At 40.6% G+C, this 25,260-nt stretch carries 21 protein-coding genes; 11 read left to right on the forward strand and 10 right to left on the reverse strand.

Going from position 1 to position 25,260, the window contains the following annotated elements:
- Positions 1-74: 74 nt before the first annotated feature.
- Both QZT73_RS00630 and QZT73_RS00635 read right to left on the reverse strand, forming a co-directional pair.
- The gene (locus QZT73_RS00630; RefSeq protein WP_291786112.1) at positions 75-425 is read right to left on the reverse strand and encodes a magnesium citrate secondary transporter; all 351 of its coding nucleotides are present in this window, start codon (positions 423-425) and stop codon (positions 75-77) included.
- A gap of 1 nt (position 426) precedes the next feature.
- Entirely contained in the window at positions 427-711 is a 285-nt protein-coding gene (locus QZT73_RS00635) for a hypothetical protein (protein ID WP_291785242.1), read from the reverse strand.
- Positions 712-786: 75 nt separating this feature from the next.
- On the opposite strand from QZT73_RS00635, the gene QZT73_RS00640 reads away from it, so the two are divergent.
- The 4 genes from QZT73_RS00640 to guaB all read left to right on the forward strand — a co-directional run bounded on the left by QZT73_RS00640 (position 787) and on the right by guaB (position 4,868).
- Complete coding sequence (locus tag QZT73_RS00640; RefSeq protein WP_291785244.1) at positions 787-1,983, forward strand: methyltransferase domain-containing protein; 1,197 nt, start codon at positions 787-789, stop codon at positions 1,981-1,983.
- Positions 1,984-2,067: 84 nt separating this feature from the next.
- Positions 2,068-2,508, forward strand: a complete 441-nt coding sequence (locus tag QZT73_RS00645) for an ABA4-like family protein (RefSeq protein WP_291785247.1) — start codon at positions 2,068-2,070, stop codon at positions 2,506-2,508.
- Positions 2,505-3,248, forward strand: coding sequence for a hypothetical protein (locus QZT73_RS00650; protein WP_291785250.1), 744 nt, complete (start codon positions 2,505-2,507; stop codon positions 3,246-3,248). Before QZT73_RS00645 ends, QZT73_RS00650 begins: the two co-directional genes overlap by 4 nt.
- Positions 3,249-3,389: 141 nt before the next feature.
- Positions 3,390-4,868: an IMP dehydrogenase gene (gene guaB, locus QZT73_RS00655; protein WP_291785253.1), complete on the forward strand. Its 1,479-nt coding sequence runs from the start codon at positions 3,390-3,392 to the stop codon at positions 4,866-4,868.
- Between the two features lie 55 nt (positions 4,869-4,923).
- Here guaB and hflC read toward each other — a convergent pair whose 3' ends face one another.
- The 3 genes from hflC to QZT73_RS00670 are packed head-to-tail and all read right to left on the reverse strand — an operon-like array spanning position 4,924 to position 7,499.
- Positions 4,924-5,862: a protease modulator HflC gene (gene hflC, locus QZT73_RS00660; protein ID WP_291785255.1), complete on the reverse strand. Its 939-nt coding sequence runs from the start codon at positions 5,860-5,862 to the stop codon at positions 4,924-4,926.
- Positions 5,859-6,836: an FtsH protease activity modulator HflK gene (gene hflK, locus QZT73_RS00665; RefSeq protein WP_291786114.1), complete on the reverse strand. Its 978-nt coding sequence runs from the start codon at positions 6,834-6,836 to the stop codon at positions 5,859-5,861. The genes hflC and hflK overlap by 4 nt, the downstream gene beginning before the upstream one ends.
- A 54-nt stretch (positions 6,837-6,890) precedes the next feature.
- Positions 6,891-7,499 (reverse strand): cytochrome c oxidase subunit 3, encoded by a 609-nt coding sequence (locus tag QZT73_RS00670; protein WP_291785259.1) that lies wholly within the window; start codon positions 7,497-7,499, stop codon positions 6,891-6,893.
- 140 nt (positions 7,500-7,639) lie between these two features.
- Here QZT73_RS00670 and mfd point away from each other — a divergent pair, with 140 nt between their 5' ends.
- The 4 genes from mfd (at position 7,640) to QZT73_RS00690 (ending at position 14,868) form a co-directional block, all read left to right on the forward strand.
- Positions 7,640-10,996, forward strand: coding sequence for a transcription-repair coupling factor (mfd, locus tag QZT73_RS00675; protein ID WP_291786116.1), 3,357 nt, complete (start codon positions 7,640-7,642; stop codon positions 10,994-10,996).
- A 181-nt stretch (positions 10,997-11,177) separates the two neighbouring features.
- Positions 11,178-12,401: a gliding motility lipoprotein GldJ gene (gene gldJ / locus QZT73_RS00680; protein WP_291785004.1), complete on the forward strand. Its 1,224-nt coding sequence runs from the start codon at positions 11,178-11,180 to the stop codon at positions 12,399-12,401.
- A gap of 94 nt (positions 12,402-12,495) precedes the next feature.
- Positions 12,496-13,797: an aminotransferase class V-fold PLP-dependent enzyme gene (locus QZT73_RS00685; protein WP_291786118.1), complete on the forward strand. Its 1,302-nt coding sequence runs from the start codon at positions 12,496-12,498 to the stop codon at positions 13,795-13,797.
- 36 nt (positions 13,798-13,833) lie between these two features.
- On the forward strand, positions 13,834-14,868 hold the full coding sequence (locus QZT73_RS00690; RefSeq protein ID WP_291785008.1) for a hypothetical protein: 1,035 nt from the start codon (positions 13,834-13,836) through the stop codon (positions 14,866-14,868).
- Between the two features lie 181 nt (positions 14,869-15,049).
- Here the strand turns inward: QZT73_RS00690 and QZT73_RS00695 are convergent, their stop codons facing one another.
- Entirely contained in the window at positions 15,050-16,183 is a 1,134-nt protein-coding gene (locus QZT73_RS00695) for an amidohydrolase (RefSeq protein ID WP_291785010.1), read from the reverse strand.
- Positions 16,184-16,358: 175 nt separating this feature from the next.
- Here QZT73_RS00695 and QZT73_RS00700 point away from each other — a divergent pair, with 175 nt between their 5' ends.
- Positions 16,359-16,535, forward strand: a complete 177-nt coding sequence (locus QZT73_RS00700; protein ID WP_291785012.1) for a hypothetical protein — start codon at positions 16,359-16,361, stop codon at positions 16,533-16,535.
- A 188-nt stretch (positions 16,536-16,723) separates the two neighbouring features.
- Here QZT73_RS00700 and QZT73_RS00705 read toward each other — a convergent pair whose 3' ends face one another.
- Complete coding sequence (locus QZT73_RS00705; protein ID WP_291785014.1) at positions 16,724-17,254, reverse strand: DinB family protein; 531 nt, start codon at positions 17,252-17,254, stop codon at positions 16,724-16,726.
- A gap of 78 nt (positions 17,255-17,332) precedes the next feature.
- Here QZT73_RS00705 and gldD point away from each other — a divergent pair, with 78 nt between their 5' ends.
- Positions 17,333-17,911, forward strand: coding sequence for a gliding motility lipoprotein GldD (gldD, locus tag QZT73_RS00710; protein WP_291786120.1), 579 nt, complete (start codon positions 17,333-17,335; stop codon positions 17,909-17,911).
- Positions 17,912-17,937: 26 nt separating this feature from the next.
- On the opposite strand, the gene QZT73_RS00715 is transcribed toward gldD, so the two are convergent.
- Positions 17,938-19,719, reverse strand: a complete 1,782-nt coding sequence (locus tag QZT73_RS00715) for a sodium:solute symporter family protein (RefSeq protein WP_291785017.1) — start codon at positions 19,717-19,719, stop codon at positions 17,938-17,940.
- Between the two features lie 211 nt (positions 19,720-19,930).
- On the opposite strand from QZT73_RS00715, the gene QZT73_RS00720 reads away from it, so the two are divergent.
- Entirely contained in the window at positions 19,931-20,956 is a 1,026-nt protein-coding gene (locus QZT73_RS00720) for a phosphotransferase (protein WP_291785019.1), read from the forward strand.
- 333 nt (positions 20,957-21,289) lie between these two features.
- On the opposite strand, the gene QZT73_RS00725 is transcribed toward QZT73_RS00720, so the two are convergent.
- Together QZT73_RS00725 and QZT73_RS00730 are read right to left on the reverse strand one after the other, a co-directional pair.
- Entirely contained in the window at positions 21,290-23,371 is a 2,082-nt protein-coding gene (locus QZT73_RS00725; RefSeq protein ID WP_291785021.1) for a thioredoxin family protein, read from the reverse strand.
- Between the two features lie 129 nt (positions 23,372-23,500).
- Positions 23,501-24,889, reverse strand: coding sequence for a dipeptidase (locus tag QZT73_RS00730; protein WP_291785023.1), 1,389 nt, complete (start codon positions 24,887-24,889; stop codon positions 23,501-23,503).
- Positions 24,890-25,260: the final 371 nt, after the last annotated feature.

Here is a 25,260-nt window from a genome sequence, read left to right on the forward strand (position 1 = left end):
CATGGGCGGAGTAGAGGGAGGACAATTGGGTTGTATACTTGGAAAATAATTGCCTTAGTGTGATCATCATTGACTCATTTATTGATAAACCGGTAAAAAATAACTGCCCCAATGCCGTAGGCCAGTATATCCCAAGGATCGGCTACATATTTTGCTGACCATTTGGGCAGCAGGACTTCAAAGAGCAGACTAAAGTAGAGCCAACCTACCATTACCTGCACTTTAGTAAACCTAAACCCCGATTTTAAGGGATGGATCCATTGGAATACCTGCAGGCTAATACCCAAAACGACAGGCATGGCCAGCAGGTCATCCAGATAGGCATGGACAAAGGGGATGAATATACCCTTTACCTTTTCCAGGTATTGATTGAACCAAAACAAAAGGCATGCAATCAAAAACAGGGGATTTTGCAGTACGCGCATCTTATCCGGGCAAAGCGGCAATCAACCAGGCCAGAAAAGTCAGAATGGCCATATAAACTGTATAAAAGAAATTCCCCACTTTTTTGAGCATTTTCATCAATTCGGAATCATCTTCACGAATATTGAAAATCCACTGCTCCTTATTGGCCTGTTTATCTCTTTCCCGGATTTCGTGGTATTCCAAGTCTCTTCCTCCCAAGGGTTTACCGCATTGGTCACAAACATCATTCATATTGGTGGTCCAACTGGACCATTCCCCACAATGAGGGCATTTCTTCTGTCCCATGTCCAAAAATAAGAAAGGATTCCCAAATTGCCCATTATACACCTCAAAGAGGAAAGGAATACCTATCTTTGCGGCATGAAATTATTTCCCAACACAGTCAAAGGAGTCGTAAAGGCCATTGATGAAATCTTCAATCAGAACCGCTATGCTGATAAGGTCATAGAAAAAACCCTCAAATCCAATCCCAAATGGGGAGCAAGGGACAGGGGTTTTGTAGCCGAAACGATTTATGAGATGGTACGCTGGTGGAGACTAATCAATGAAGTAAGCCCAAGTAAAGACCTTTATCATTTGTTTGGTACCTATTGGATACTTCAGGGAAATAAATTACCAGAGTGGCGGGAATTCAAGGGCCTGGATCCAAAAAAAATCAAGGCTAAACTTGAACAAGTGAAGGATATTCGCGCACTGAAACAATCCATTCCGGATTGGCTGGATCAAATGGGAGCCGAGCTCCTTGGTGATAAGTGGGATCAGGAAATCGACACGCTGAATCAACAGGCAGCTGTCGTATTGCGGGTAAATACCCTCAAGATTTCCAGAGAGGACCTGATGAACAGGTTGGCACAAGACGGTATAGAGACCTATGCCCCAAAAGGTTATAAAGACGCCTTGGTTTTAGCCAAAAGACAGAATATTTTCAAAAACCCAGCCTTCAAAGAAGGACTCTTTGAAGTACAGGATGCCTCTTCCCAATTGGTGGCAACCGCCCTTGATGTAGAACCGGGCATGCGGGTAATTGATGCCTGTGCCGGTGCGGGCGGAAAATCTTTGCATTTGGCAGCCCTTATGGAAAACAAAGGCCGCATTCTGTCCTTGGATGTGGAAGGCTGGAAGCTTCAAAATGCCAAATTGAGAGCCAGGAGAAATGGGGTAAGCATCATTGAACCCCGAGTGATCGAAGGTAACAAAACCATTAAAAGGCTGAAAGAATCAGCCGACCGTGTATTGTTGGATGTACCCTGTTCCGGACTTGGTGTTCTAAAGAGAAATCCCGACACCAAATGGAAACTTAGCCCCGAATCCATAGAGAAGGTACAAAAAATCCAACAGGATATCCTTCAGAATTACGCTTCCATGGTAAAGCCAGGGGGTATTTTGGTCTACGCCACCTGTAGTATTTTGCCTTCAGAAAACCAATTTCAGATCGAAAAATTCATGGCCTCTGAAAAAGGAAAAGATTTTGAACTCTTAGAAGACCAAAAAGTGCTGGCACAGGAAAGCGGCTTTGACGGATTTTACATTGCCAAATTGAAAAGGAAAGCCCAGTAGGAGTGGTTCTCCGATTTTCTCCTGTTTTGTAGACTTATAGAAAAATTTTTGCTTAAATTTCTATCAACTCTAGCACAAAGAACTATGACAACTTTAGAAGCAGTATTCAGTATGGCCAGTCTGCTGGCTATCTTTTCTTGGATTGCCCTTTTCATTTTTTATCCAAGGAAATGGATTTACCAGACTTTATTCTCAGGGACTTTGATCCTGCTTGGGTTAACCTATTTATATTATATTTTTTATGCCTTTGGGAGCCCGGAAGATTTCAACTTTGACAGTTTGTCCAAAGTAAGGGACATTTTCCAATCTGACGAGGCCCTTTTGGCTGGATGGATACATTATTTGGCTTTTGACTTGTTTGTAGGCATGTGGATTGCCAAAGATGCTTGGGAAAAGGATATCAGCAGATGGGCAGTTTTCCCATGCTTGCTGTTTACCTTTATGATGGGCCCTGTTGGATTGTTGATCTATTTTGTAGTAAGAGGCATCAAGACTAAGACACTGAATCAAAGTCCCTACCATTGAAGAAAATCATCCGTGAAATCTTTAAAAGAAACAAGGTATTAGGCTTATTTGGCCTCTTGAATTTCACGGCATTTCTCATTTTAATGGTTCTCTCTTTTTGGCATGATCACATCTTGATGGGAGCCAATCTTTGGCACAAACCCATGAAATTTGCCCTATCTATTGGCACTTTCTCTTGGACAATGGCCTGGTTTTTAGTTTACATCTCTGACCTGAGCAAGGTTAAAAAAATCCAGTGGACCATAGTTCTAATGATGACTGTGGAGCAAGTCATCATCATAGGCCAGGCTGCAAGAGGAGAAATGTCTCATTTCAATATCAGCTCTGCCTTCAACCTTACACTTTTCAATATCATGGGGATTGCCATATTTATCAATACCCTAATGGTGTTCTGGGCATTATTGCTCATCAGAAAAAACATCGACCTGCCTAGAGGTTATCGATCAGGACTGATCTGGGGGATGACCATTTTCTGCGTAGCCAGTCTTCAGGGATATATGATGGCGGCCAATCTAGGCCATACACTGGGAGCGGCAGATGGTCAGGAAGGCATATTCTTTCTTAATTGGGCAAAAGGCTATATTGACCTAAGAATCTTTCATTTCATTGGACTTCATGCTTTACAGGCCATCCCTTTGTTTGCTTGGTTTTTTGCAAAGGATCAACCAACATTAGTCCTTATGTTTTCAATTCTCTACCTTATCTTGGCATCAAGCACACTTTGGACCCCGATATTTTAATATTACACAGCCGAATAAAATTCGTTATGCGCTATGAATCTTCAAAAAAACTGAAATTAATTTTGAAACGGGTTTGATTGACAAAGGAAAATGTTTGTATATTTGACGGGCAAATAGGGTTACCTATAACCATTATTTGCCATGAACAGAAACTCAGATAAATTCCTCTTTGAAGCGCTCACCTACGATGACGTGCTTCTTGTCCCAGGGTACTCAGAAGTCCTTCCGCGCGACACAAATACTTCAACAAAACTTACTAAAAACATTAGATTGAACATTCCTCTGGTATCCGCTGCAATGGATACTGTTACAGAGGCCGAATTGGCAATTGCCATGGCTTTGGAGGGTGGTTTGGGCTTTATCCATAAAAATATGCCTGTAGAAAAACAGGCCGCCCAAGTAAGGAAAGTGAAACGATCCCAATCAGGAATGATCTTGGATCCCATTACCTTAAACATAGATGCTAAGGTACGTGATGCTGAGAAAATCATGAGTGAATATCATATTGGAGGTATTCCCGTAGTGGATAAAGACAGAACCCTGATGGGTATAATCACCAATCGTGACCTAAGATTTATCAAGGATCTCAACAGAGATATCAAAGAGATTATGACCAAAGAAAACCTCATTACTGCCAAAGCAGGGATTACCTTGGAGCAGGCAGAAGAGGTTCTTCAAGAGTTTAAAATTGAAAAACTCCCGATTGTGGATGAGGACAATAAGCTTACAGGTTTGATTACCTATAAAGATATCCTCAAACGCCGTGACAAGCCGCATGCCTGTAAAGACGAATATGGCAGGTTGCGTGTGGGTGCAGCTGTGGGTGTAACAGCAGATTTAGTAGAAAGGGTGGAAGCCCTTAAAAATGCAGGAGTAGATGTAGTATCTATTGACACAGCTCATGGACATTCCAAAGGAGTGATAGAAGCATGCAAGAAAATTAAAGATGCCTTTCCTGATCTGGATGTGATTGTTGGCAATATTGCCACTCCTGAAGCGGCATTGGCATTGGCCGATGCAGGTGCAGATGCGGTCAAAGTGGGTGTAGGGCCTGGTTCTATTTGTACCACGCGCGTAATTGCAGGAGTTGGCGTTCCCCAGCTTTCTGCGGTATTTGAATGTGCAGAAGCCCTAAAAGAAAGAGAAGTACAGGTAATTGCAGATGGTGGTATCCGCTACTCAGGTGACCTGGTCAAAGCAATTGCGGCAGGAGCCGGTTCAATCATGATCGGATCTCTACTTGCCGGTACTGAAGAAGCACCTGGAGAAATGCTGATTTTCGAAGGTAGAAAATTCAAAACATACCGTGGCATGGGCTCTCTAGAAGCCATGGAGTCCGGCTCGAAAGACAGGTATTTCCAAGATGCAGAGGATAATATCAAAAAACTGGTCCCGGAAGGCATTGTAGGCAGAGTTGCTTATAAAGGCCTGGTTTCAGAAGTACTCTATCAATTGGTAGGTGGATTACAGGCGGGGATGGGTTACTGCGGAACCAAAACCATAGAAGACCTACAGCGCGATGGAAAGTTTGTAAAGATCACAGCAGCTGGAGTAAAAGAATCTCATCCTCATGATGTAAGTATCACAAGAGAAGCCCCTAACTATTCCGCAAAAATGTAAAAAAGCGGTGGACAATTCCACCGCTTTTTTATTTTTTGCTGCAATTCCTGGCAAATCAATTCAACTTTCGCAGGTACTTGAAAAATTCGCTGTCTGATGAGAGTATCAAACTGGTATTTTCATCCATTGATTTTTCAAAGCTCTCCATGGTTCTTACAAATTTATAGAGGTCTATGGCCTGCCTATTACGATTGTAAGCTGAAGCATAAATATCGGTAGCCTCAGCATCTGCCCTACCTTTGATTTCTTCGGCCATTTTGAAAGCCTCGGATTGAATTTGAGCCAAATCTCTTTCTTTATTACCTTCAATGATTCGTGCTTCTCCCTGGCCTTCAGATCTGAACTGATCCGCAATCCTCAGCCTTTCTGAGATCATCCTATCATAAACCCTGTCCCTTACTTCGTCTACATAATTCATCCTTTTGAACCTAAAATCCAATATCCTAACTCCCAGGTCAGCCGTTCTCTCATTGGCCTTTTCTAAAATGATTTTTTCTATCATGGGTCTACCTACAGAGATGTCTTCCAGAATTTCTATTTCTTCCATGAAATCCTCCGTAACCTCAGGGTCTCTGTTGGAAGACCGTACCAAGTCCAAAAGATCATGACTGGCTACCGCATTACGGGTTTCTCCATCAAGAATATCATCTAACCTGGATTGCGCAGAACGTTCATCCCTCAATCGTATAAAAAACTGTAGAGGATTGGTAATTTCCCAACGGGCATAAGAATCTACGAATATAAACTTCTTGTCCTTGGTAGGCACTTGGTTTTTATCCCCATCCCACTCAAGATACCTTTTATCAAAAAATTGAACTTTATGAAGAAATGGGACTTTAAAATTTAATCCTGGTTCTGTACGGGGCTCTCCTACTGGCCTCCCGAATTGGGTCACTATGGCCTGCTTGGTCTCATCCAAAATATATACGCCGTTGAGCAATAGCAGAGCCGCTACGACTCCGATAATAATCAATATAGTGCTTTTCGCTTTCATGGTGTATTGCTTTTTACTTTGTCAATATTTAACAATGGAAGAACATTATTACCTTTCTCATCTACAATAATTTTATTGCCGATTTTGGGCAATACTTTTTCCATAGTCTCCAAATAAATCCTCTGTTTGGTTACCTCAGGAGCTTTTACATATGATTCAAATAGGGCGTTGAACCTTTCTGCTTCTCCTTTGGACCTATTGACCCTATTAAGCGCATAGGCTTCTGCCAATTGTATGGTTTCTTCTGCTTCACCTCTGGCTCTGGGGATGACACGGTTGTATTCAGCTTCTGCCTGATTGATCAAAGTTTCTCTTTCCTGCTGGGCTTCATTTACTGCATTAAAGGAAGGTTTGACCGGTTCTGGTGGATTTACATCCTGTAGAACTACTTGGTCAATTCGAATACCGTTTTCATATTCATCACACATTTCTTGTAGCAAGACTTCTACTGAAGTGGCTACTTCCTGTCTTCCAACCGTCAATACTTCATTTACCGTCCTGTCTCCAACGATCTTTCTCATCGCAGCCTCTGACATATCCCTCAAAGTTTTTTCTGCGTTTCTTACCCGAAAAAGATAACGGTAGGAATCAACAATTCTATATTGAACTACCCATTCCACATCACTCAAGTTCAGATCTCCCGTCAGCATCATGCTCTCGTCTCCATAGGAACTCTTCGCATATTCTGTTTGGGTCCCGGCAGATCTGGTCCTGAAACCAAATTCTTGTTTGAGCTGCCGCTGTACAGGGATCTTGTACATAGATTCAAATCCAAAAGGAATAATAAAGCTAAGACCAGGTTGCACTGTTCGATTATATTTGCCCAGTTGCACCACTACCCCTTCCTCTTCCGGTCCAACGGTCTTGATGCCTGTCACAAGAGCCGCCAATAACACAAAGCCTCCAACAATCCGCAATGCGTATTTCCTGAACCAATCTGGATCAATATTTATCTCATATTTATTATCTGACATGTATACGTATTTAAGCTATAAATTTTTTTCAAAATTAAATTTACGAATGAATCCTTAGAAGGTTAGAACAAATGTCATAAAAAGCAATAACCAAATTACATCCATAAAATGCCAATAGGTGGTAAAAAGTTGAATTTTCATTTTTTCGTAAGGATTGGTAAGTAGTAACAAATGTTTTATTTCATCCTTTTGTGTCTTATTATATTTTGCCACCATAATAAGTGCAAAAACCATCGCTCCCAACAGGTGAAAGATATGGATACCACTCAAAACATATAAAAAACTACCACTGGGTAATCCTTGGAAATCAATACCAATTAGAGTCAATTCCTTCCAACCTAGGATCTGTAATATTGTAAAAACTATACCCAGTAAAAAAGTGGACAACAGGCTGTTTTTCAGCTTAAAAAGGGATTCTTCCTTATAATGTAAAAGCATCTTTGATACTGTATAGCCACTTATTATTATCACAAAGGTACTTATTATAAATGACTTCGGCATTTTGAATCCCATACCTTCTGTATTACCTGTAGCTGAAGCCAGAAAGGCCACAGTCATAAACAGAAAAATCAATCCACTTCCAAACATCCCTAGGTACATGAGGGTCTGGTAGGGGTGCATATTTTCAATTTTTTGAAACCAGGTTTCTTTGGGGTTTTCCATAAAACATATTTCCTTCACTCATTAAACATTTTAATACGCTCTAGGTTCAGCATTTTTAAATACATTTTCGATTTAGCACCAAACCAAGGAAACAAAATCATTTTCCTACCTTTACGCATCAAAACACATTCATCTATATTTTGGACAAATCCAGTTTCTTATCCCTTTACGAAAACGATCCCTTTGTCAGAAATCTGGCAGAAAACTTACAAGACAAAGATTCAAGTAAATTCCAGGTAAAAGGCTTGTCAGGAAGCTTGGATACTGTACTTTTCAGTACGGTTTTCAAACAATTGGACAATTACCATCTCATTATAGCACAAGACAAAGAGGAGGCTGCCTATCTAAGTTATGACCTTCAGGAACTGCTTTCTCCCAGCCATGAAATATTACTCTTTCCTTCTTCTTATAAAAGGCCTTATCAATACGATGAAGTAGAAAACGCCAATATTCTGATGCGGGCAGAAATTCTCAACAAAATTCTTGCGCGGGAAAAATCCAAACTGATCATTGTCTCCTATGGAGAGGCCCTTTACGAAAAAGTCATCAACAAAAGGGCATTAATAGAAAATACTTTCAAAGCTCAGGTGGGAGAAAAAGTAGATTTGGAATTTATCGCAGAGCTGCTTGCCACTTATGATTTTGAAAAAACAGACTTTGTTTATGAACCGGGACAATTTTCTATTCGTGGGGGTATTGTGGATATATTTTCTTATGCCAATGACCTTCCCTTTCGATTGGAACTTTTTGGAAAAGAAATAGAAAGTATCAGGACTTTCGATCCAGAGTCCCAGCTTTCTGTGGAACCTATAGATCAGATCAGTATTATCCCCAATGTGCAGACCAAGCTATTGCAGGAGGTTAGACAATCTTTTCTCGAATTTCTGCCAGAAAACACCCATGTGTGGTATAAAGATTTTCAGTTTACAATGGACAGTTTGGATACATGTTATCTAAAGGCAGAAAAACAATTTCATCAAATATTAAAAACTACCGAAAACGAAAGGTTATTGATCAAACCCAGTGATTTGTTTGACAATGCAGAAAAGTTTAAAGAAAAAATCGAATCCTTTATCCAAATTGAATTTGGCCATAAATTTTATTTCAAAAATGCCAAGATTTTCACATTTGACTCCCAGCCCCAACCTTCATTCAATAAGAATTTTGAGCTATTGGTAGAAAATTTGGTTGCCAATGAAAAAAATGGTTGGATAAATATCATTTGTTCTGAAAGTGAGAAACAGATTAGTCGACTTGAAAATATTTTCCATGAACTGGATCCCACTTTAAAAGTTCAGTCCATGCTAATCGGCTTGAGAGAAGGCTTTGTAGATAGAAATCTGGAGTTGGCCTGTTACACAGACCATCAAATTTTTGAACGTTTTCACCGATATAAAACCAAACAAAAAGCAAGTAAAAGCAAAGCCTTGACACTTAGGGAACTCAAGACCCTAAACCCGGGTGACTATGTGGTACATGTTGATTATGGTGTTGGAAGGTTTGCCGGACTGGAAAAAGTAGATGTAAGTGGTAAAATGCAGGAAGCCGTCAGATTGGTCTTCCGGGACGATGATCTTTTATATGTCAACATCCATTCATTACATAAAATCTCCAAGTACTCCGGTCAGGAAGGCACTGCGCCTTCTATGTCAAAACTGGGCTCTCCAGAATGGGAAAACAAAAAGAAAAAAGTAAAAGGAAAAGTCAAAGACATTGCCAAAGAACTCATCTCCCTCTATGCCAAAAGAAGGAATGCTCCGGGTTTTGCGTTTTCCAGAGATTCAGTTCTTCAGGTAGAACTGGAAAGTTCCTTTGTCTTTGAAGATACTCCTGATCAGGCAAGTGCAACAGCCGATGTCAAAGCCGATCTGGAAAAACCTTATCCAATGGACAGATTGATATGCGGTGATGTGGGCTTCGGAAAAACAGAAGTGGCCATAAGAGCCGCTTTCAAGGCCTTGAATGACCGGAAACAAGTAGCTATTCTTGTACCTACTACGATCCTAGCTATGCAACATTACCGTACATTTAAAGAAAGATTGGGGGATTTCCCGGTTAAAGTAGAATACATCAACCGTTTTAGGACTGCCAAAGAAATCAAGGAAATTACCAAACAGGTCAGCTCTGGAGAAATCGACATTTTGGTAGGCACCCATAGAATTGTCAATAAGGATATCAAATTCAAAGACCTTGGGCTACTTGTCATTGACGAAGAACAAAAGTTTGGGGTAAAAGTCAAAGAAAAACTGAAAGAGTTAAAAGTGAATGTAGATGTATTGACATTGACTGCTACTCCTATTCCCAGAACCCTGCATTTTTCCTTGATGGGAGCAAGGGACTTGTCAGTTATTGCTACGCCTCCACCTAACCGACAGCCTGTCACAACTGAAATTCACACCTTCAATGAGGAAGTCATCCGGGATGCGGTAGCCTATGAATTGAGAAGAGGGGGACAGGTATTCTTTGTACACAACAGGGTGGGGGAAATTTATGCCATTGCCAACCTGATCATGCGGCTGGTTCCTGATGCACGGGTGGCAGGTGCCCATGGGCAAATGGATGGGAAAAAGCTGGAAAAAATCATGGTCAAATTCATTGAAGGAGAATATGATGTATTGGTTTCCACCAATATCATTGAATCTGGACTGGATATTCCCAATGCCAACACCATCATCATAAACCGGGCACATATGTTCGGCTTAAGTGACCTTCACCAAATGCGTGGCAGGGTAGGAAGAAGCAATAAAAAAGCATTTTGCTATTTATTGACCACCCCTACTTCAGGCCTCACCCCAGAAGCAAGGAAAAGACTTCAGACCCTAGAAGAGTTTTCAGATCTGGGAGATGGTTTCAAGGTAGCCATGCGGGATTTGGATATTCGTGGTGCAGGAAACCTTCTGGGCGCTGAACAGAGTGGTTTTATCACAGACCTTGGGTTTGATATGTATCATAAAATATTGGATGAGGCCGTTCAGGAATTAAAAGAAAATGATTTTGCAGCCCTGTTTGAAGTTGACTTAAAGGAAAAAGTGGAAGTTTTGGTGCAAGACTGTGTGATAGAAACCGATTTTGAACTCTTGATTCCTGAAAGTTATGTGTCAAACATCTCGGAAAGACTGAACCTTTATTCCAAATTGGACAATATCAAAAAAGAAGAGGAACTTCAGCAATATGCAGCATCAGTAGAAGACAGATTCGGGCCGATTCCTGATGTGGTCAATGACCTCTTTGAAACTGTCAGGTTGAGGTGGTTGGCAGAACAGCTGGGTTTTGAGAAGCTGGCGCTAAAAAATGAGCAGATGAAATGTTATTTTGTTCCCTCTTCTAAAGAAAGTTACTACAAGTCTGACACATTTGGAAGGATTCTTCGTTATATCCAAACACAACCAAAAAACTGCAAAATTAAAGAGATTAAAGGAAGGTTGATCCTTAACATCTTCGGTGTAAAAAGTATACAAACCGCCAAAAAGTGGCTTGAGGATATAAAAAAATCGTAAAAATTTTAAAAAAATTAATGGCGCGATAATTGCTTTTCCTTTAAACAAATTTGTAGTATTTGCTGGATATCCGTGCATTAAGGCTATTTTGGAAAAAGATGGCTAAAAAATTTTATTGGAAAATAGATATTATTGCTTATATATTAGCGTTTTAATCGTATACAAAAAACAAAATTGTTCAATGGTTTTTGGAAAAGGAAAATTAGGATTGATCGCAGCTTCATTGCTGATTGTTGGCGGAGCCATCCTTTCATCCTGTAGTAATCAGTCCGGTTATGGAAGGCGTACCGCGGCAAAGCCGGGAAAAGCTAGCCCTACCACCGGAGCATCTTTTAGTTTTAACGACAAGGATACCACCAGCTTCAGGGTTACCAAGTTGGCCAAGCAAATTGTTGGCCCCAACCTTAAGTATATTCAAGGTGGTAGAGCCGTTTTGGGTTCCCAGGAGCAAGATGTTATGGCATTCAGAGATAATATAGAAAGAACAGTGACAATTGCCTCTTTCTATATGGATGAAACTGAAATTTCAAACAACGACTACCGGGAGTTTATTTTTAACATGAGAAAGAATGTCAGTGCAGATTCAGTCAAAAAACTGGAGCCTTCTGAAAAGGTATGGGCTGGGTCGCTTTCTTACAATGATGTTTATGACACTTATTACTACCGCTTTCCAGGATTTAATTTTTATCCTGTTGTAGGAGTGACTTGGGCTCAGGCTACTGCTTATTCCAAGTGGAGAACAGAATACGTAAGTGACTTAATGCGGGAAAAAAATAAAATTGATTCCGCCCTCAACAAAAACCAATTGATAGAAAGAGGGGTCAGCTTGCCGGAATACAGACTTCCTTCTGAAGCTGAGTGGGAATATGCTGCAAAAGCGATGATTGGTACACAATACATGGATGAAAACCAAGAATCAGGTAGAATTTACCCTTGGGATGGCAGGGGAGTTAGAAATCCATACAATATCAAAAGAAAAGGTCGGCAAGGTGATTTCTTAGCGAACTTTAAAAGAGGACGTGGTGATTATGCCGGTATTGCAGGTTCTGTATCCAATGATGGAGATATTATTCCAGCTAACGTTTATGATTATCCTCCAAATGACTTTGGGCTTTACAATATGTCCGGTAATGTCAATGAATGGGTGAATGATGTGTATAGACCACTTTCGTATGAAGATTTTGATGACCTCAACCCATTGAGAAAGGATGGTATTTTTGATGAAGCAGATACATATGGCACTACCCTGATTTCTGATGAGTTTAGGGTTTATAAGGGAGGCTCATGGAGAGATGTAACCTATTGGTTAGCTCCAGGAACAAGAAGATTTATGCATCAGGATTCTGCCACCAACCATATAGGGTTCAGGTGCGCCATGATTGCTATCGGACAACAAGGAAAATAATTCTCTATAATATTCCAATAAAAGGAGCTGTAACAGGCTCCTTTTTTTATTACCTGATTTTTTGCAAATTAAGATTTCAAAATTTGCATTGACCATGAATAATCCTATCCACCGCCGTTCATTTTTTAAAAAATCAGGTGCTTTATTAAGTGCCTTCTCTATCGATAGCCTGTTTAACCAGGTCCATGCTGATGAATGGAACGATATTTCAATCCAGTTTAAAAACTGGTCTGCCAAGGAACTGGCAAAAAATGAAGATTATTGGGCGGTTATTCAACAGGGTTATTCTGCCAGCAGCTCACCCGTGGTCATCCTCAACAATGGAGGGGTCTCCCCAAGCCCCATCGTGGTGCAGCAAGCAGTAGCACGTTTCAATGAACTGAGCAATCAAGGTCCTTCTTATTACATGTGGAGAATATTAGATCAGGGTAGGGAAAATCTTAGAGATGCTTTGGCCAATTTAGCAGGAAGTGATGCGGAAGAAATAGCCATTAACAGAAATGCTACAGAGGCACTCGTAACTATTATCTATGGCTTGGATTTAAAGCAGGGAGATGAAGTGATAGGAAGCACCCAGGATTATCCCAATATGATGCAGGCTTGGAAACAAAGGGCACAAAGAGAAGGGATTGTATATAAACAATTGACTTTTAATTTTCCCATTGAAAACGATGAGGAAATAGTGGATGCTTACAGAAGTGCGATTACGCCAAAGACTAAAATCATGCACCTTACGCATGTCATCAATTGGAATGGACAGATCATGCCAGTAAAAAAAATTGCCCGTATGGCCCATGAATATGGATTAGAAGTCATCATAGACGGTGCCCATTCCTATGGTCTTTTAGACTTTAAAATTCCGGACCTGGAAGGAGATTATTTCGGTACAAGTCTTCATAAATACCTATCAGCCCCGATAGGTAGTGGTATGCTTTGGGTAAAAAAAGATAAAATATCGAAAATTTGGCCTTTGACCTGTGCAGGAGATCCTTTAAGTAACGATATCAGAAAGTTTGAGAATCTCGGTACCAGGAGTTTCCCAATAGAACAGGGCATTGGGGAGGCATTGAACTTTCACAATGCCATAGGGACAAAAAGAAAAGAAGAAAGGATCAGGTATCTGAAAAACTATTGGGCAGAAAGGACCATGCAAATCCCTGGCATCAAGATACATACTTCTTTCAAATCGGAATACAGCTGTGCCCTTGCCGGTGTTTCCTTAGAAGGAAAGACTCCTGGGGAACTTAGTGATGTACTTATGCAGCAATTCAAGATCCATACAACATCCATTTCGTTAGAAAATATTCAATGTGTGCGGGTTTCTCCACATGTTTATACAAAAATTTCTGATTTGGATAGGTTGGTGGATGCCTTAGGGAAAATTTCTAAGTCTTAAATAAAGTATCCCAGTTTCTTTATATTGTATCCAATTATGCCAAGGATATTTAGAAATATCAGAAAGAAGTTTTTGAAGGATAAGAAGGTGAAACGGTATATATTATATGCTGTTGGAGAGATTTTCCTGGTTGTTATTGGGATTCTAATCGCACTTTATCTGAACAACCTTAATTCTGAGAGAAAGTCTGAAAATGAAAACTTCAGGTTAGTAACTGATTTAGAGAAAGGATTGATGAACAATCAGTTTTTAATGAAGAGGTTTGCAAGCAGGGTTTACAGTCAGGACTCATTGATGGAAGCTGTCATCCAGGCTAGGATTACAGAGGAAAGTTTTACGAGAAATAGGATGCTGACAGAGCTCATGACTCCTGGAACCCAATATACTTGGCTAAATGATGAAAACATCCTGACAATACTTCAAAAAGAGCGGGATTTTAGCCCCGCTTACAATCAGTTATTCAAGCTGATTAAAAATTACAAATCTAGGTTAAATGACCTTGATTATGCTGTTGAAGAGATGAATCAGTTGTCCAACTGGAATGATCAATACATGGCCCAGAACTTTGAGTGGTTCTCTGGTACAGATAGGGAGCATCTGATAAAAAGAACCCAATACTATCTCAATGACCCTTTCTACAAAAACCGTCTTGTACTTTATCGTAAAAAATTCGGAAACCAAATATCCCACATCACTGCCTTAACTGCCTTGAGAGCTGGTATGATGGCTGAAATAAAAAAATTAAAAGGAGAAGAAAATATTGATTGGAATTCCTATTTAAAATCCTTAGGTCTAAGCCCTATGATTCCTGTAGCCTGTGAAACCTTACCGAGGGAATGGGAAAGATTATTCCCCATGTTCAATTATTATCTTTTCTTTAATAATACATCGGAAGACCAAGTCATTATGAGATTAAGGGACCATACTGAAAGTTGGGAGGAGTATATAATCAAAGCAGGAGAATTTGAGATTTTACCTCAATTCCCTGGAAATGGCTTCATGTTAGGATCGTTCGATAACTGTGAGTCAGTTTTCGTAGCACCTCAGGGAGGATTTTTGGTAATAAAATAAGGGTATTAAACCTATTCAATTTATTGATGCTCAGGTAATCATTGACACAATAGAAGCTATCTGAATCTCCGGACAGATCTTAATAAGAAATAGTATAATTCCGGACTTGGTGCAAACTTGGCATGAATAAAACCTTCATGGGGAATTATGAGGTGCTAGTCCATTGAGGGTTTAATAATAATTAATAATGTACTTGCTGTATGATCTCCTTGAACATGTCAACGCCAGTCGGGATCAGTTCATCCGGAAAGTCAAAATTGGGTTCATGGAGCTGCGGCTGTTTTTTGCCAGAGCCCAGCCCAAATAGTAAGGTTTTGGTATAGCTGGAAAACAAACCAAAATCCTCTGACCATCGGAAAGGGATGCGTATGTGTTTGGTTTTCAGTCCTAAATTTTTAGCTGCCTGATTTCCAAGTTCCCAAGCATCTGGATCATTATGTGTGGCAGCAAAAACCTCTGTATATTCAAAGGTTACCTGTAATCCATACTCCTTTGCAATACGCGTACATAGCTTTTCTGCATAAGCTACTAAAAGATCCCTGGTTTCATTTTCATAAGCACGTAGCGTAGCCCTTACAGTGGCCTCTCCTGGGGTGGTTCCAAATGCAATTTCACCTAATTGGGCATGTATTACCGTTATCAAGGTGAATTTTTTCATAGCATCAGGAAGTTTTTCTAGTGCCACAATGGTCTTTGCCATGGCTTCTGCTGGTGATTTGCCCGCCTCCGGGTGAGCAGAGTGGCTATTTCTCCCCTTAAATCTTATTATCATCCCTGATGAAGCAGCAGCAAAAGGCCCTTTTTTTATGATAATCTGTTTGAATTGGTAAGTAGGTAAATTATGTAGTGCAAAAGCAAAATCAGGTTTGATTTCCTTAAATTTCGGGTCTTTAATGACTGCATTTGCCCCTTCTCCGGTTTCTTCAGCAGGCTGAAAAAGTAAAACCACTTTACCCTTTAAGGGGCGGTTTTGTGAAAGCTCCAAGCCCAAGCCAGAAATGATGGCCATATGCCCATCATGCCCACACACATGGGACTTCCCCTTGATTTTACTCGCATGAGGAATAGCACCTTCTTCTAAAATGGGGAGACCATCAAGTTCACATCTGAACAATGAAATAGGCCCCCTTTCTTTTCCTTCAAAAACAAAAGCGAGACCAGTACCTCCTAGTCCTTTGATGGTTTGGTCTGGCTTTAAAGGTGCAAAAAAATCCAGTATCCTTTTGGCCGTTTCCTCTTCTTCACCAGAAAGCTCTGGATACTGGTGAATGTGTTTCCTTAAAGCTATAAGTTGTTTTATATTGCTATTATCCATAATACGACTTTTTGATTCCATAAAGATTCAAGTCCGAAAATAATACTTTGAAAGGTAGGCCTTGTTTTTATTGGGATTTATTTACCAAAAAAATTATGCCCTTGAAAGCCAGAAGCATAAAAACTTCAAAGAACTTTTTTATATTCAGACTTGCTAACCACTAAACCATTTGAAAATGACAGTAGAACAAAAATCAGCTATCGAACAGGAAATTGAAAAATTAAAAGCAGGCCTAACGGGAGATATGTTTCAAGATATGGACACCCGTGATCGGATTCACAACCTTGAAATGCAGCTCAAAGGTGTGAAGCCTATGGACAGCCATTTTGATTGCATTGGATGCGGGAGCTGACTGATCGGGAATTTAAAGAACGATCTCTTCAAGCACAATCTTTGGAATTACAGAATTTTGAGATTGGGATGTAAAACTGCGGGAAACCGCAATTTTACATCCCAATCTCATTTTTAGTCAGATTTTCCTGGAAACCGGGCATACAAGGACGAATAGAAAATTAATTTATTCTCCTTGCCAATTCTTTTTTACATTGCTCTAAATCTGGGCGGTTCGATACCATTGGCCCTGATATACGCAATAGCAGCACCTCTGTGGTGTGTGGTGTGATCATCAATCAAAGCCACAACCTGTCTACGCGTGCCCGTGCTTCCAAATATTTCTACACTTTCTGCTAATTGTTCAGCGGATAATGCACCAACACTAGCTTTGGCATAATCAAAACACGATGTCACAAAAGCCTTCATATCTGCCTTAGTGGAAGGCTTGGCTCCAAGATCAAAGCCTGGATCTGCTCCATTTAGAAACCTTTGGCTAATCCCTGCAGCTGCTGAAGAAAGGTGTATGATTTGCTCTGCAAAACTCATGGCGGACTCATGAGGCTTGTAATTCATCAAATCATCTGGCATTTTATCCACTACTTCCAGTGTAAACTGCTTGCTGTTTTCCCATTTTGCTGCAAACTCTTCTATAGTTGTCTGCGCATTCACAAAAGCTTGAACTCCTAACAAAAGCATAAAACTTAAGCTAAGGGTCAGCAAATTCTTTAAATTTTTCATCTTATTATGATTTTTGTTTATTATATAAATATCCGATGAACTGGCCTCATATCAAACGATTTTGATAAATTTGGAATCATGTCGAGAAACTTTAATCTGATTATCCCTCTATTGTTGATTTTTGCCGGCTGTGCAGGTGACTACTTACCCAAACCAATGGGTTACAATAGAATTGATCTTCCTGAAAGATCCTTTACCGAACTTGAAAATGGACGCCCATATACTTTTGAGCATTCTGTACATGCTTTAGTGGAAGCAGACTCATTCAATTTAGAGCAAAAGGCATGGATTAATCTGAATTATCAAAAATTAGGAGGAAAGGTACATTTCACTTACCTGGAACTGGATACCAAAGGGAAAGATATCAAAACTGTCGTGAATGATGCTGTCAACCTTACTGCCAAACATCAGGTCAAAGCCTATGGAATAGAGGAATCTGTACTCTTGACACCGAAAGGATATACAGGTGTCGTGGCAGAACTTACAGGAGAAGTCCCGACACAGTTTCAGTTCTTTGTGACCGATTCAACAAGAAATTTTCTCCGCGGCGCCCTATATTTTGAAACCGCCATGAAAAATGATTCTCTTGCTCCAGCAATAGAGTATATCAAAGTGGATATGGCCCACCTGATCAATACCCTGGAGTTTAAAAAATAGAAATCACATGCCGGGCTACTTCAAAATCACGAAAACTTCATCCTTTTCCAATTTTTGATAATTATTGCCCCTCCAATAATAGTAACTATTGTAGCAATACTGGCTGAAGGTATATTGCCATAAATCCAGAAACCGACTGCAAATAAAGCGGAATACACCATTACGGATCCAGTCAGCATTAAGCCAATTTCCATAGGCAACTGACCTTGCTCCTGCTCTTCTTCAGGGTATTTATTCAACAGGTTTTTCCAACCGAAAGCAGCGGGTCTTACCTTTCTGTAAAAAGACAGTAGTATTTCATCTTTTTCAGGCCTGGTAAAAATTGTTACCAAAACCCAACACAATGTGGTAACGCCTACACCATACAATAATTTAAGATATTGCTGGCTTTCAGGAATATCAATTATGCCTATTCTTGGATTGATGCTTTCAAAGAAAATCGCTACCAAAAAAGAAATAATCATGGCAGCAATTTCGGTGTAGGCATTGATCCTCCACCAAAACCATCTTAGGATAAAGATCAAGCCTGTACCTGCCCCAATTTGTAAGAGAATATTGAATGCCTCCAAAGCAGAAGAAAGTGCCAATGCCAGTACAGCCGCAAGAACCATCAAAGAAACTGTAGAAATCCGACCGACTGCAACCAACTCCTTTTCTGAGGCCTCAGGCCGGACAAATCGTAGATAGAAATCATTGACAACATAAGATGATCCCCAGTTCAAATGGGTGGACAGTGTAGACATTACCGCTGCTATCAAAGAAGCCAAAACTATGCCTATAAGGCCTGTTGGTAAGAAAGTCAACATGGCAGAATAAGCAAGGTCATTTCCCAACTTATCAACAGGAATATGCGGAAATGCTTCCTGCATATCAGATACCTGGGGAAATATTACGAGCGATGACAAGGCGATAATGATCCATGGCCAAGGCCTAACTGCATAATGTGTTATATTGAAAAACAAGGTGGCGCCCATGGCATTTTTTTCATCTTTGGCAGAAAGCATCCTCTGGGCGATATAGCCCCCTCCTCCTGGCTCTGCTCCCGGATACCAAGTGGCCCACCATTGGATAGCCAATGGCATGATCAATAAAGGGATAACCAAATTCCAATCGTTAAAATCAGGCAATATATTGAGTTTGTCGGAAACATTTGGATGATTTAATAAATTCTCTAAAGAGCCAATTTCCGGCATGTCCAAAACATAAATCGCCGCTCCAATTGCTCCCGCCATGGCAATGAAAAACTGGAAGAAATCTGTCAATAAGACTCCCTTTAAACCTCCAAGTGAACTGTAAATTACGGTTACAACTGAAGCCAACAATAAAGTTTCCCAAGGTGCAAGACCCAGCATGACTCCTCCTATTTTAATAGCTGCCAAGGATACAGTCGCCATAATGACCACATTAAAAAATACACCCAAGTAAATCGCACGGAAGGCCCGCAAGAATGCGGCCGGTTTACCCCCATACCTCAATTCATAAAATTCAAGATCTGTCGTCACCTCAGACCTTCTCCATAATTTTGCATAGACAAACACGGTCAGCATTCCTGTCAATAGAAAAGCCCACCAAACCCAGTTGCCCGAAACGCCATCTTTTCTGACAATATCCGTAACCAGATTGGGGGTATCTGCAGAAAAAGTGGTAGCCACCATGGAAACACCCAATAACCACCAGGGCATATTTCTTCCTGAAAGAAAGAATTCCTTGGCTGATGAACCTGCTTTTCTCGAGGTTAATACCCCAATCAACATGGAAATCATAAAGAAGGCTAAAATGATGGCCCAATCGATTAAGGAGATGTTCATAGGTGCTTTGGGTTAAATTCTAGGTGGAGTTTTTAAATTTTTTTATTTATAGAGAAACACTTGTTCAATAAATTTTTCTAATGTAAATAGAAAATCAGGAATTCCAAAACCTAAAAAATTCGAATTAAAAGTATCGTACCCATGATCTAAAGTGAAATTTATTTTATTGAAGATGGAATATATTAGCTTTAGAACAAAATTCATTTTGCCCATGCAAAGACTTTTTTGGATAGATGAGATAAACAAGCTTTATCTGCTTCAAATAAAGCAGCAACAGGTCAGTCTTTTTGGAGATGGCCATATACACAAAACTTATTTGGTTGATTTGGAGGATGAAAAATGGATTCTTCAGCAGTTTAATCAACAGGTTTTTAAATACCCAGAACGCATTTCCCATAACCATGAAGTGCTCATCAAGGAAATCAATCAAGGTGAACTTCCTTTTATTTTGCCGCTTCCTATACCGAATAAGCAGGGAAAGTTATTTTCATTAATTGATGAAAATTATTTCAGAATATCTCCCTTTGTATCTGGGAAATGTGTGAATGAAGTAAGCGGCTCTTATCAAGCCTATTTGGCAGCCAAGGCTTTTGCCCAATTCATTCTGGCAGGTATGCATATTCCTGCTTCTGCTTTTCAGGAAACTATACCTGGCTTTCATGACCTACCCTTACGCTATGAACAATTATTAGCCGCAATAAAGAGTACACTCAGGCCAATTCAGGGAGAAGTTAAGGAATTGGTTGATTTTTATCTCAAGCAAAAAGTTTTGGTCCAAGAGTATGTGACTTGGAAAACCAAGCTTCCATTGCGTATGACACATAGCGATACCAAAATCAATAACCTGATTTATGCTCCTGATTTTTCAAAAGTCAATGCAGTAATTGACTTGGATACGATAATGGCTGGATATGTATATTATGATTTTGGAGATTTGGTCCGTACTGTCGCTTGTACAGAAGGTGAATCTTCCAAAAATTGGGATGCTATTAAAGTAGATAAAACAAAATATGAGGCTTTGATAAGAGGTTTTCAGGAAGTAGGAGAGGGTGTTTTTACCCAAGATGAAATGCAGTCTTTGCCTTATGGCGGCCAAATGATGACCTGTATTATGGGCTTTCGCTTTTTAACAGACTACCTGAATGGAAATATCTATTACAGCATCCACTACGAAGAGCAAAACCTTCATCGGGCTAAAAACCAGATGTTTTTGTTGAAAGCCTTGCAGGATATGTAATCCGGAATGTCAAATGATTTCTAGTTCTTAACAGGTTTTGACAGACATTTTAGGTGTTAATTTGAGAATTTAAAAATTTGTCATCTATAGAAATGAAAATGACAGTTATTGAAACGTCATGCTGAGTTTTTAAAATTTGGCATTTATAGAAAGGCAATAACATCTAGCGAGCCGTCATCCTGATCCCGAGTAATTCGGGAGAAGGATCTCCTCTATTTTGGGAGACCCCCCGAAAAGATCGGGGCAGGCTTTCGCTTCAGTCAGGGTGACGGTTCCTGTTATAAGTCATTGCCTATTGCAAACAGGCTTGTGAGATGAATGCTTTATCTAAACTTACCTTCTTGCAAACTCCTCCTTGGCAGCTTCCAGAAAATTAACAAAGTTTTGAATATTGGTATCATAGGCCTTTGGTCTGATCAAAAGCTCTTCGTTGTGATCCAAAATCACATAATAAGGCTGGGCATTGTTATTGAACCTGGTGATCTGAAAATCTGCATTCTGCTTGCCTATGGTTTTTTTCTCTTTGCCATCATATTCAGATATATACCATTCTGACTCTGGTAGCTCATAACGCTCATCGATATACAGGGCAACCATCACAAAATCTTCTTTCAAACGTTGCAAGACCTGTGGATCCGACCATACCCGTGCTTCCATCTCCCTACAATTTACACAGCCATGCCCCGTGAAATCAATGAACAAGGGCTTACCTGTCCTTTTCGACGCAGCCAAGGCCTGATCATAATCGAAATATCCCTGTATTCCATGGGGGAAATGAAGCAAATCCGCATATTTTGGAATATCATCCAACTGATTTTCCGGTGCTATGGCCGCATATCGGTTTTCGAAAAGATTGAAATCATGTGTAGCCATGGGGGGAAGGTATCCGCTCAATGCTTTTAGTGGTGCACCCCATAGTCCAGGAATCAAATACACTACAAAAACAAAGGTGGTAATAGCGAGCATAAGCCTTGGGACACCGATGTAGTCCAACGGTGAGTCATGTGGTAATTTGATTTTCCCAAGCAGATAAAGTCCCAATAATGCGAATATCACAATCCAAACCGCGAGGTAAATATCCCTATCCAAGATGCCCCAGTGGTAAACCTGATCGGCTATAGAAAGAAATTTGAAAGCCAAAGCCAGTTCCAAAAAACCCAAAACTACCTTTACGGAATTCAACCAGCCTCCTGATTTTGGGAGAGAATTGAGCCATTCCGGGAAAATGGCAAACAAGGTGAAAGGAATGGCAAATGCTAAGGCAAATGAAAACATGCCCAATATGGGCTTCAGTAAAGCGCCACCAGCCGAACTGATCAAAATGGATCCCACAATCGGGCCAGTACAGGAAAAAGACACCAATACCAAAGTAAAAGCCATGAAGAAAATTCCTGTCAAACCTCCTTTATCTGCTTTGGCGTCCATCTTATTGACCAGTCCGCTGGGTAAGGTCAATTCAAACATCCCCAAAAAGGCAAAGGCAAAAAAGATAAACACAAGGAAGAAGAATACATTGGGTATCCAATGGGTAGAAAGCCAGTTGGCAAATTCCGGACCCTGAATGGAAGCCACCGCAGTCCCTGCCACGGTATAGATAGCAATGATGGAAAACCCATAAATGGATGCATTTCTAATCCCCCCAATTCTGGATTTGGCTCTTCCTGTAAAAAAGGTAACCGTCATAGGAATCATCGGGAATACACAGGGTGTAAGGAGTGCTGCCAAACCCGCCAAAAAAGCGATAATCATAAAACCGATCAATCCTCCCTGTTCTTCATCATCATCGATGCTGATATAGCTCCTTTCTTGGTTCTCGGAGAATGCTTCCCCTTCATCATCATTACTTTCCTCATGTATAGTGGGCGTAATTTCTTCGCTTTGGCTTTCTTCTTTCTCCTCTAATTCAGGAACTTGTGCCTGACTGCTGCTTGCAACAGGACTGGCTTGTGATGATAAGGTGAAATCTTCTTCAAAAGGGATACACTGTCCTGTAACATCTGTACACATTTGGTAACCAATGAATCCCTCCGCTCTGATATTTGTTCCTGTAATCTTGATGGTCTGTTCGAAGGTACCGGTACCTTCAAAGTAGGTTACTTCACCTTCCCAGATTTCATCGTACTTCTTTTTGGGATTGATGGCTTTCAATCCATCTACCAAAGTAAATCCTTCGGATTGGCTTAATTCCAATTCTGTCAGCATCGGCCCCAAATCTGGATCAAAATCATTGGAATATATGTACCAATCCCGAGGTACTTGTGCTCTGAAGATAATTTTGACTTCATCTCCTACATTCAGTTCCTTCTCAGACAATTGAATGGTCCATTTAGGCGGAGCAATAAGCTGTGCAAAAGCCAGGTTTGAAAGAAGGACAAACAAGGAAAAGATGATGCTGGTTTTGAAGTATTTTGACATCTCGGTGTTAAGCTTGACTAATCAGTAATAATGAGAGTTTTTGAAAAATAGTTCAGTAATACCTATTACATAAGGGAAAACAAGGCCATAAAATCATTCTTTGACTTTATGGCCAAGTTAAACACCAATTTATTTGCTTCCCTCACTTTTGAAGTGCTTGAAAAACAGGGCGATGGTCTCAATACCCATCAGGTAGTTTTTCACCCCATAATGCTCATTGGGGGAATGTAGCGCATCTGTATCAAGACCAAAGCCCAACAAAATCGGATCCAGTCCCAATTCCTGTTGGAAGAGGGCACATATCGGAATGGAGCCGCCTTCTCTGGTAGGAATGGCTTTTTTACCAAAAGCCTCCTGAATGGCTAAGTCTGCTGCTCTGTAGCCAGGAGTTTCGGTAGAAACCACTGCTGCTGCCCCACCATGATGCGCGGTAACTTTCACTTTTACTGATTTTGGCGCAATAGCTTTGAAATGGTCTTCGAAAAGCTTGGCGATAGCTTTATGGTCCTGATTCGGAACCAGTCTCATAGAGATTTTTGCATAAGCCTTGGAAGGCAATACGGTTTTTGCCCCCTCACCGGTATAGCCTCCCCAAATACCGTTGACATCCAGAGTTGGTCGGATACCCACACGCTCAATGGTACTGTATCCGGCTTCCCCATGTACATCGGCAATATCGAGTTCTTTTTTATAGGCATCCAGTTCAAATGGTGCCTTGTTCAGATTGTCCCTGTATGCTTTGGAGTACTCTTCTACTTTATCGTAAAAACCAGGAATAGTGATGTGGTTATTTTCATCCTGTAGGGAGGCAATCATTTTGCAAAGGATGTTGATCGGGTTAGCCACAGCTCCCCCATAAGTTCCGGAATGGAGGTCACGGTTAGGACCGGTCAATTCTACCTCCATGTACGCCAAACCCCGTAAGCCCACTGTTACTGAAGGATGCTCCAAAGAAATCATGTGCGTATCAGAAACCAATACCACATCGGCTTTCAGTTTTTCCTTATTTTCCTTGACGAAGATATCCAGGTTGGCAGAACCCACTTCCTCTTCGCCTTCGATCATGAACTTCACATTACAGGGCATTGCATTTTCGGCCATCATCGCCTCGAAGGCTTTCACATGCATGTAAAATTGTCCTTTGTCATCGGCAGATCCGCGGGCAAAAATAGCGCCTTCAGGGTGCCTTGGTGTCTTTTTGACCACAGGCTCAAACGGGGGGGAGTCCCAAAGCTCATAAGGATCCGCTGGCTGCACGTCGTAGTGGCCATATACCAGGACGGTGGGCAAAGCAGCATCGATGATTTTTTCACCATAGACGATGGGATAACCTGCTGTCTGACAGAGCTCCACTTTTTCTGCACCGGCTTTCACGAGGCTTTCCTTGACAAACTCCGCCGCGGCAAAGACGTCATTCTTGAATTTTGGGTCTGCACTCACGGAAGGAATGCGCAACAGGTCAAAAAGTTCTTTGATGAATTTCTCCTGATTGTTTTCAATGTAACTTTTTATTGACATCGGATAAGGGTTTATATTAATAAAGATCAATAGATTGAAGCGCCACTTTATAGCATAAAGGCTTATGTAGGGTATGCTTAAAAACACAAAACAGACTAATATTTTGTGTTTTAACAAATAGAACTCATGATAATTGCAGGGAATTCAAGCATTAGAACCCAAAAACCTTGCCTCATCTTGATTTGGTTTTACTAGGCAGCTTCACGCAAGCTAATTCCTTGGCTTCTTTCGCAGTATATTAATACCGCTTCACTTCTCCAACATGTATCTTACACAAATCTGATTTTTTCAGCAGGACCTATAATACCTCCTGCCTGTAGCAAGCGTTTACCACTTAATTTTCGTTTGAAATTATTAGAATCCTCTTGAAA

The sequence above is a fragment of the Cecembia sp. genome, from assembly GCF_007126775.1.
Classification (GTDB): domain Bacteria; phylum Bacteroidota; class Bacteroidia; order Cytophagales; family Cyclobacteriaceae; genus Cecembia.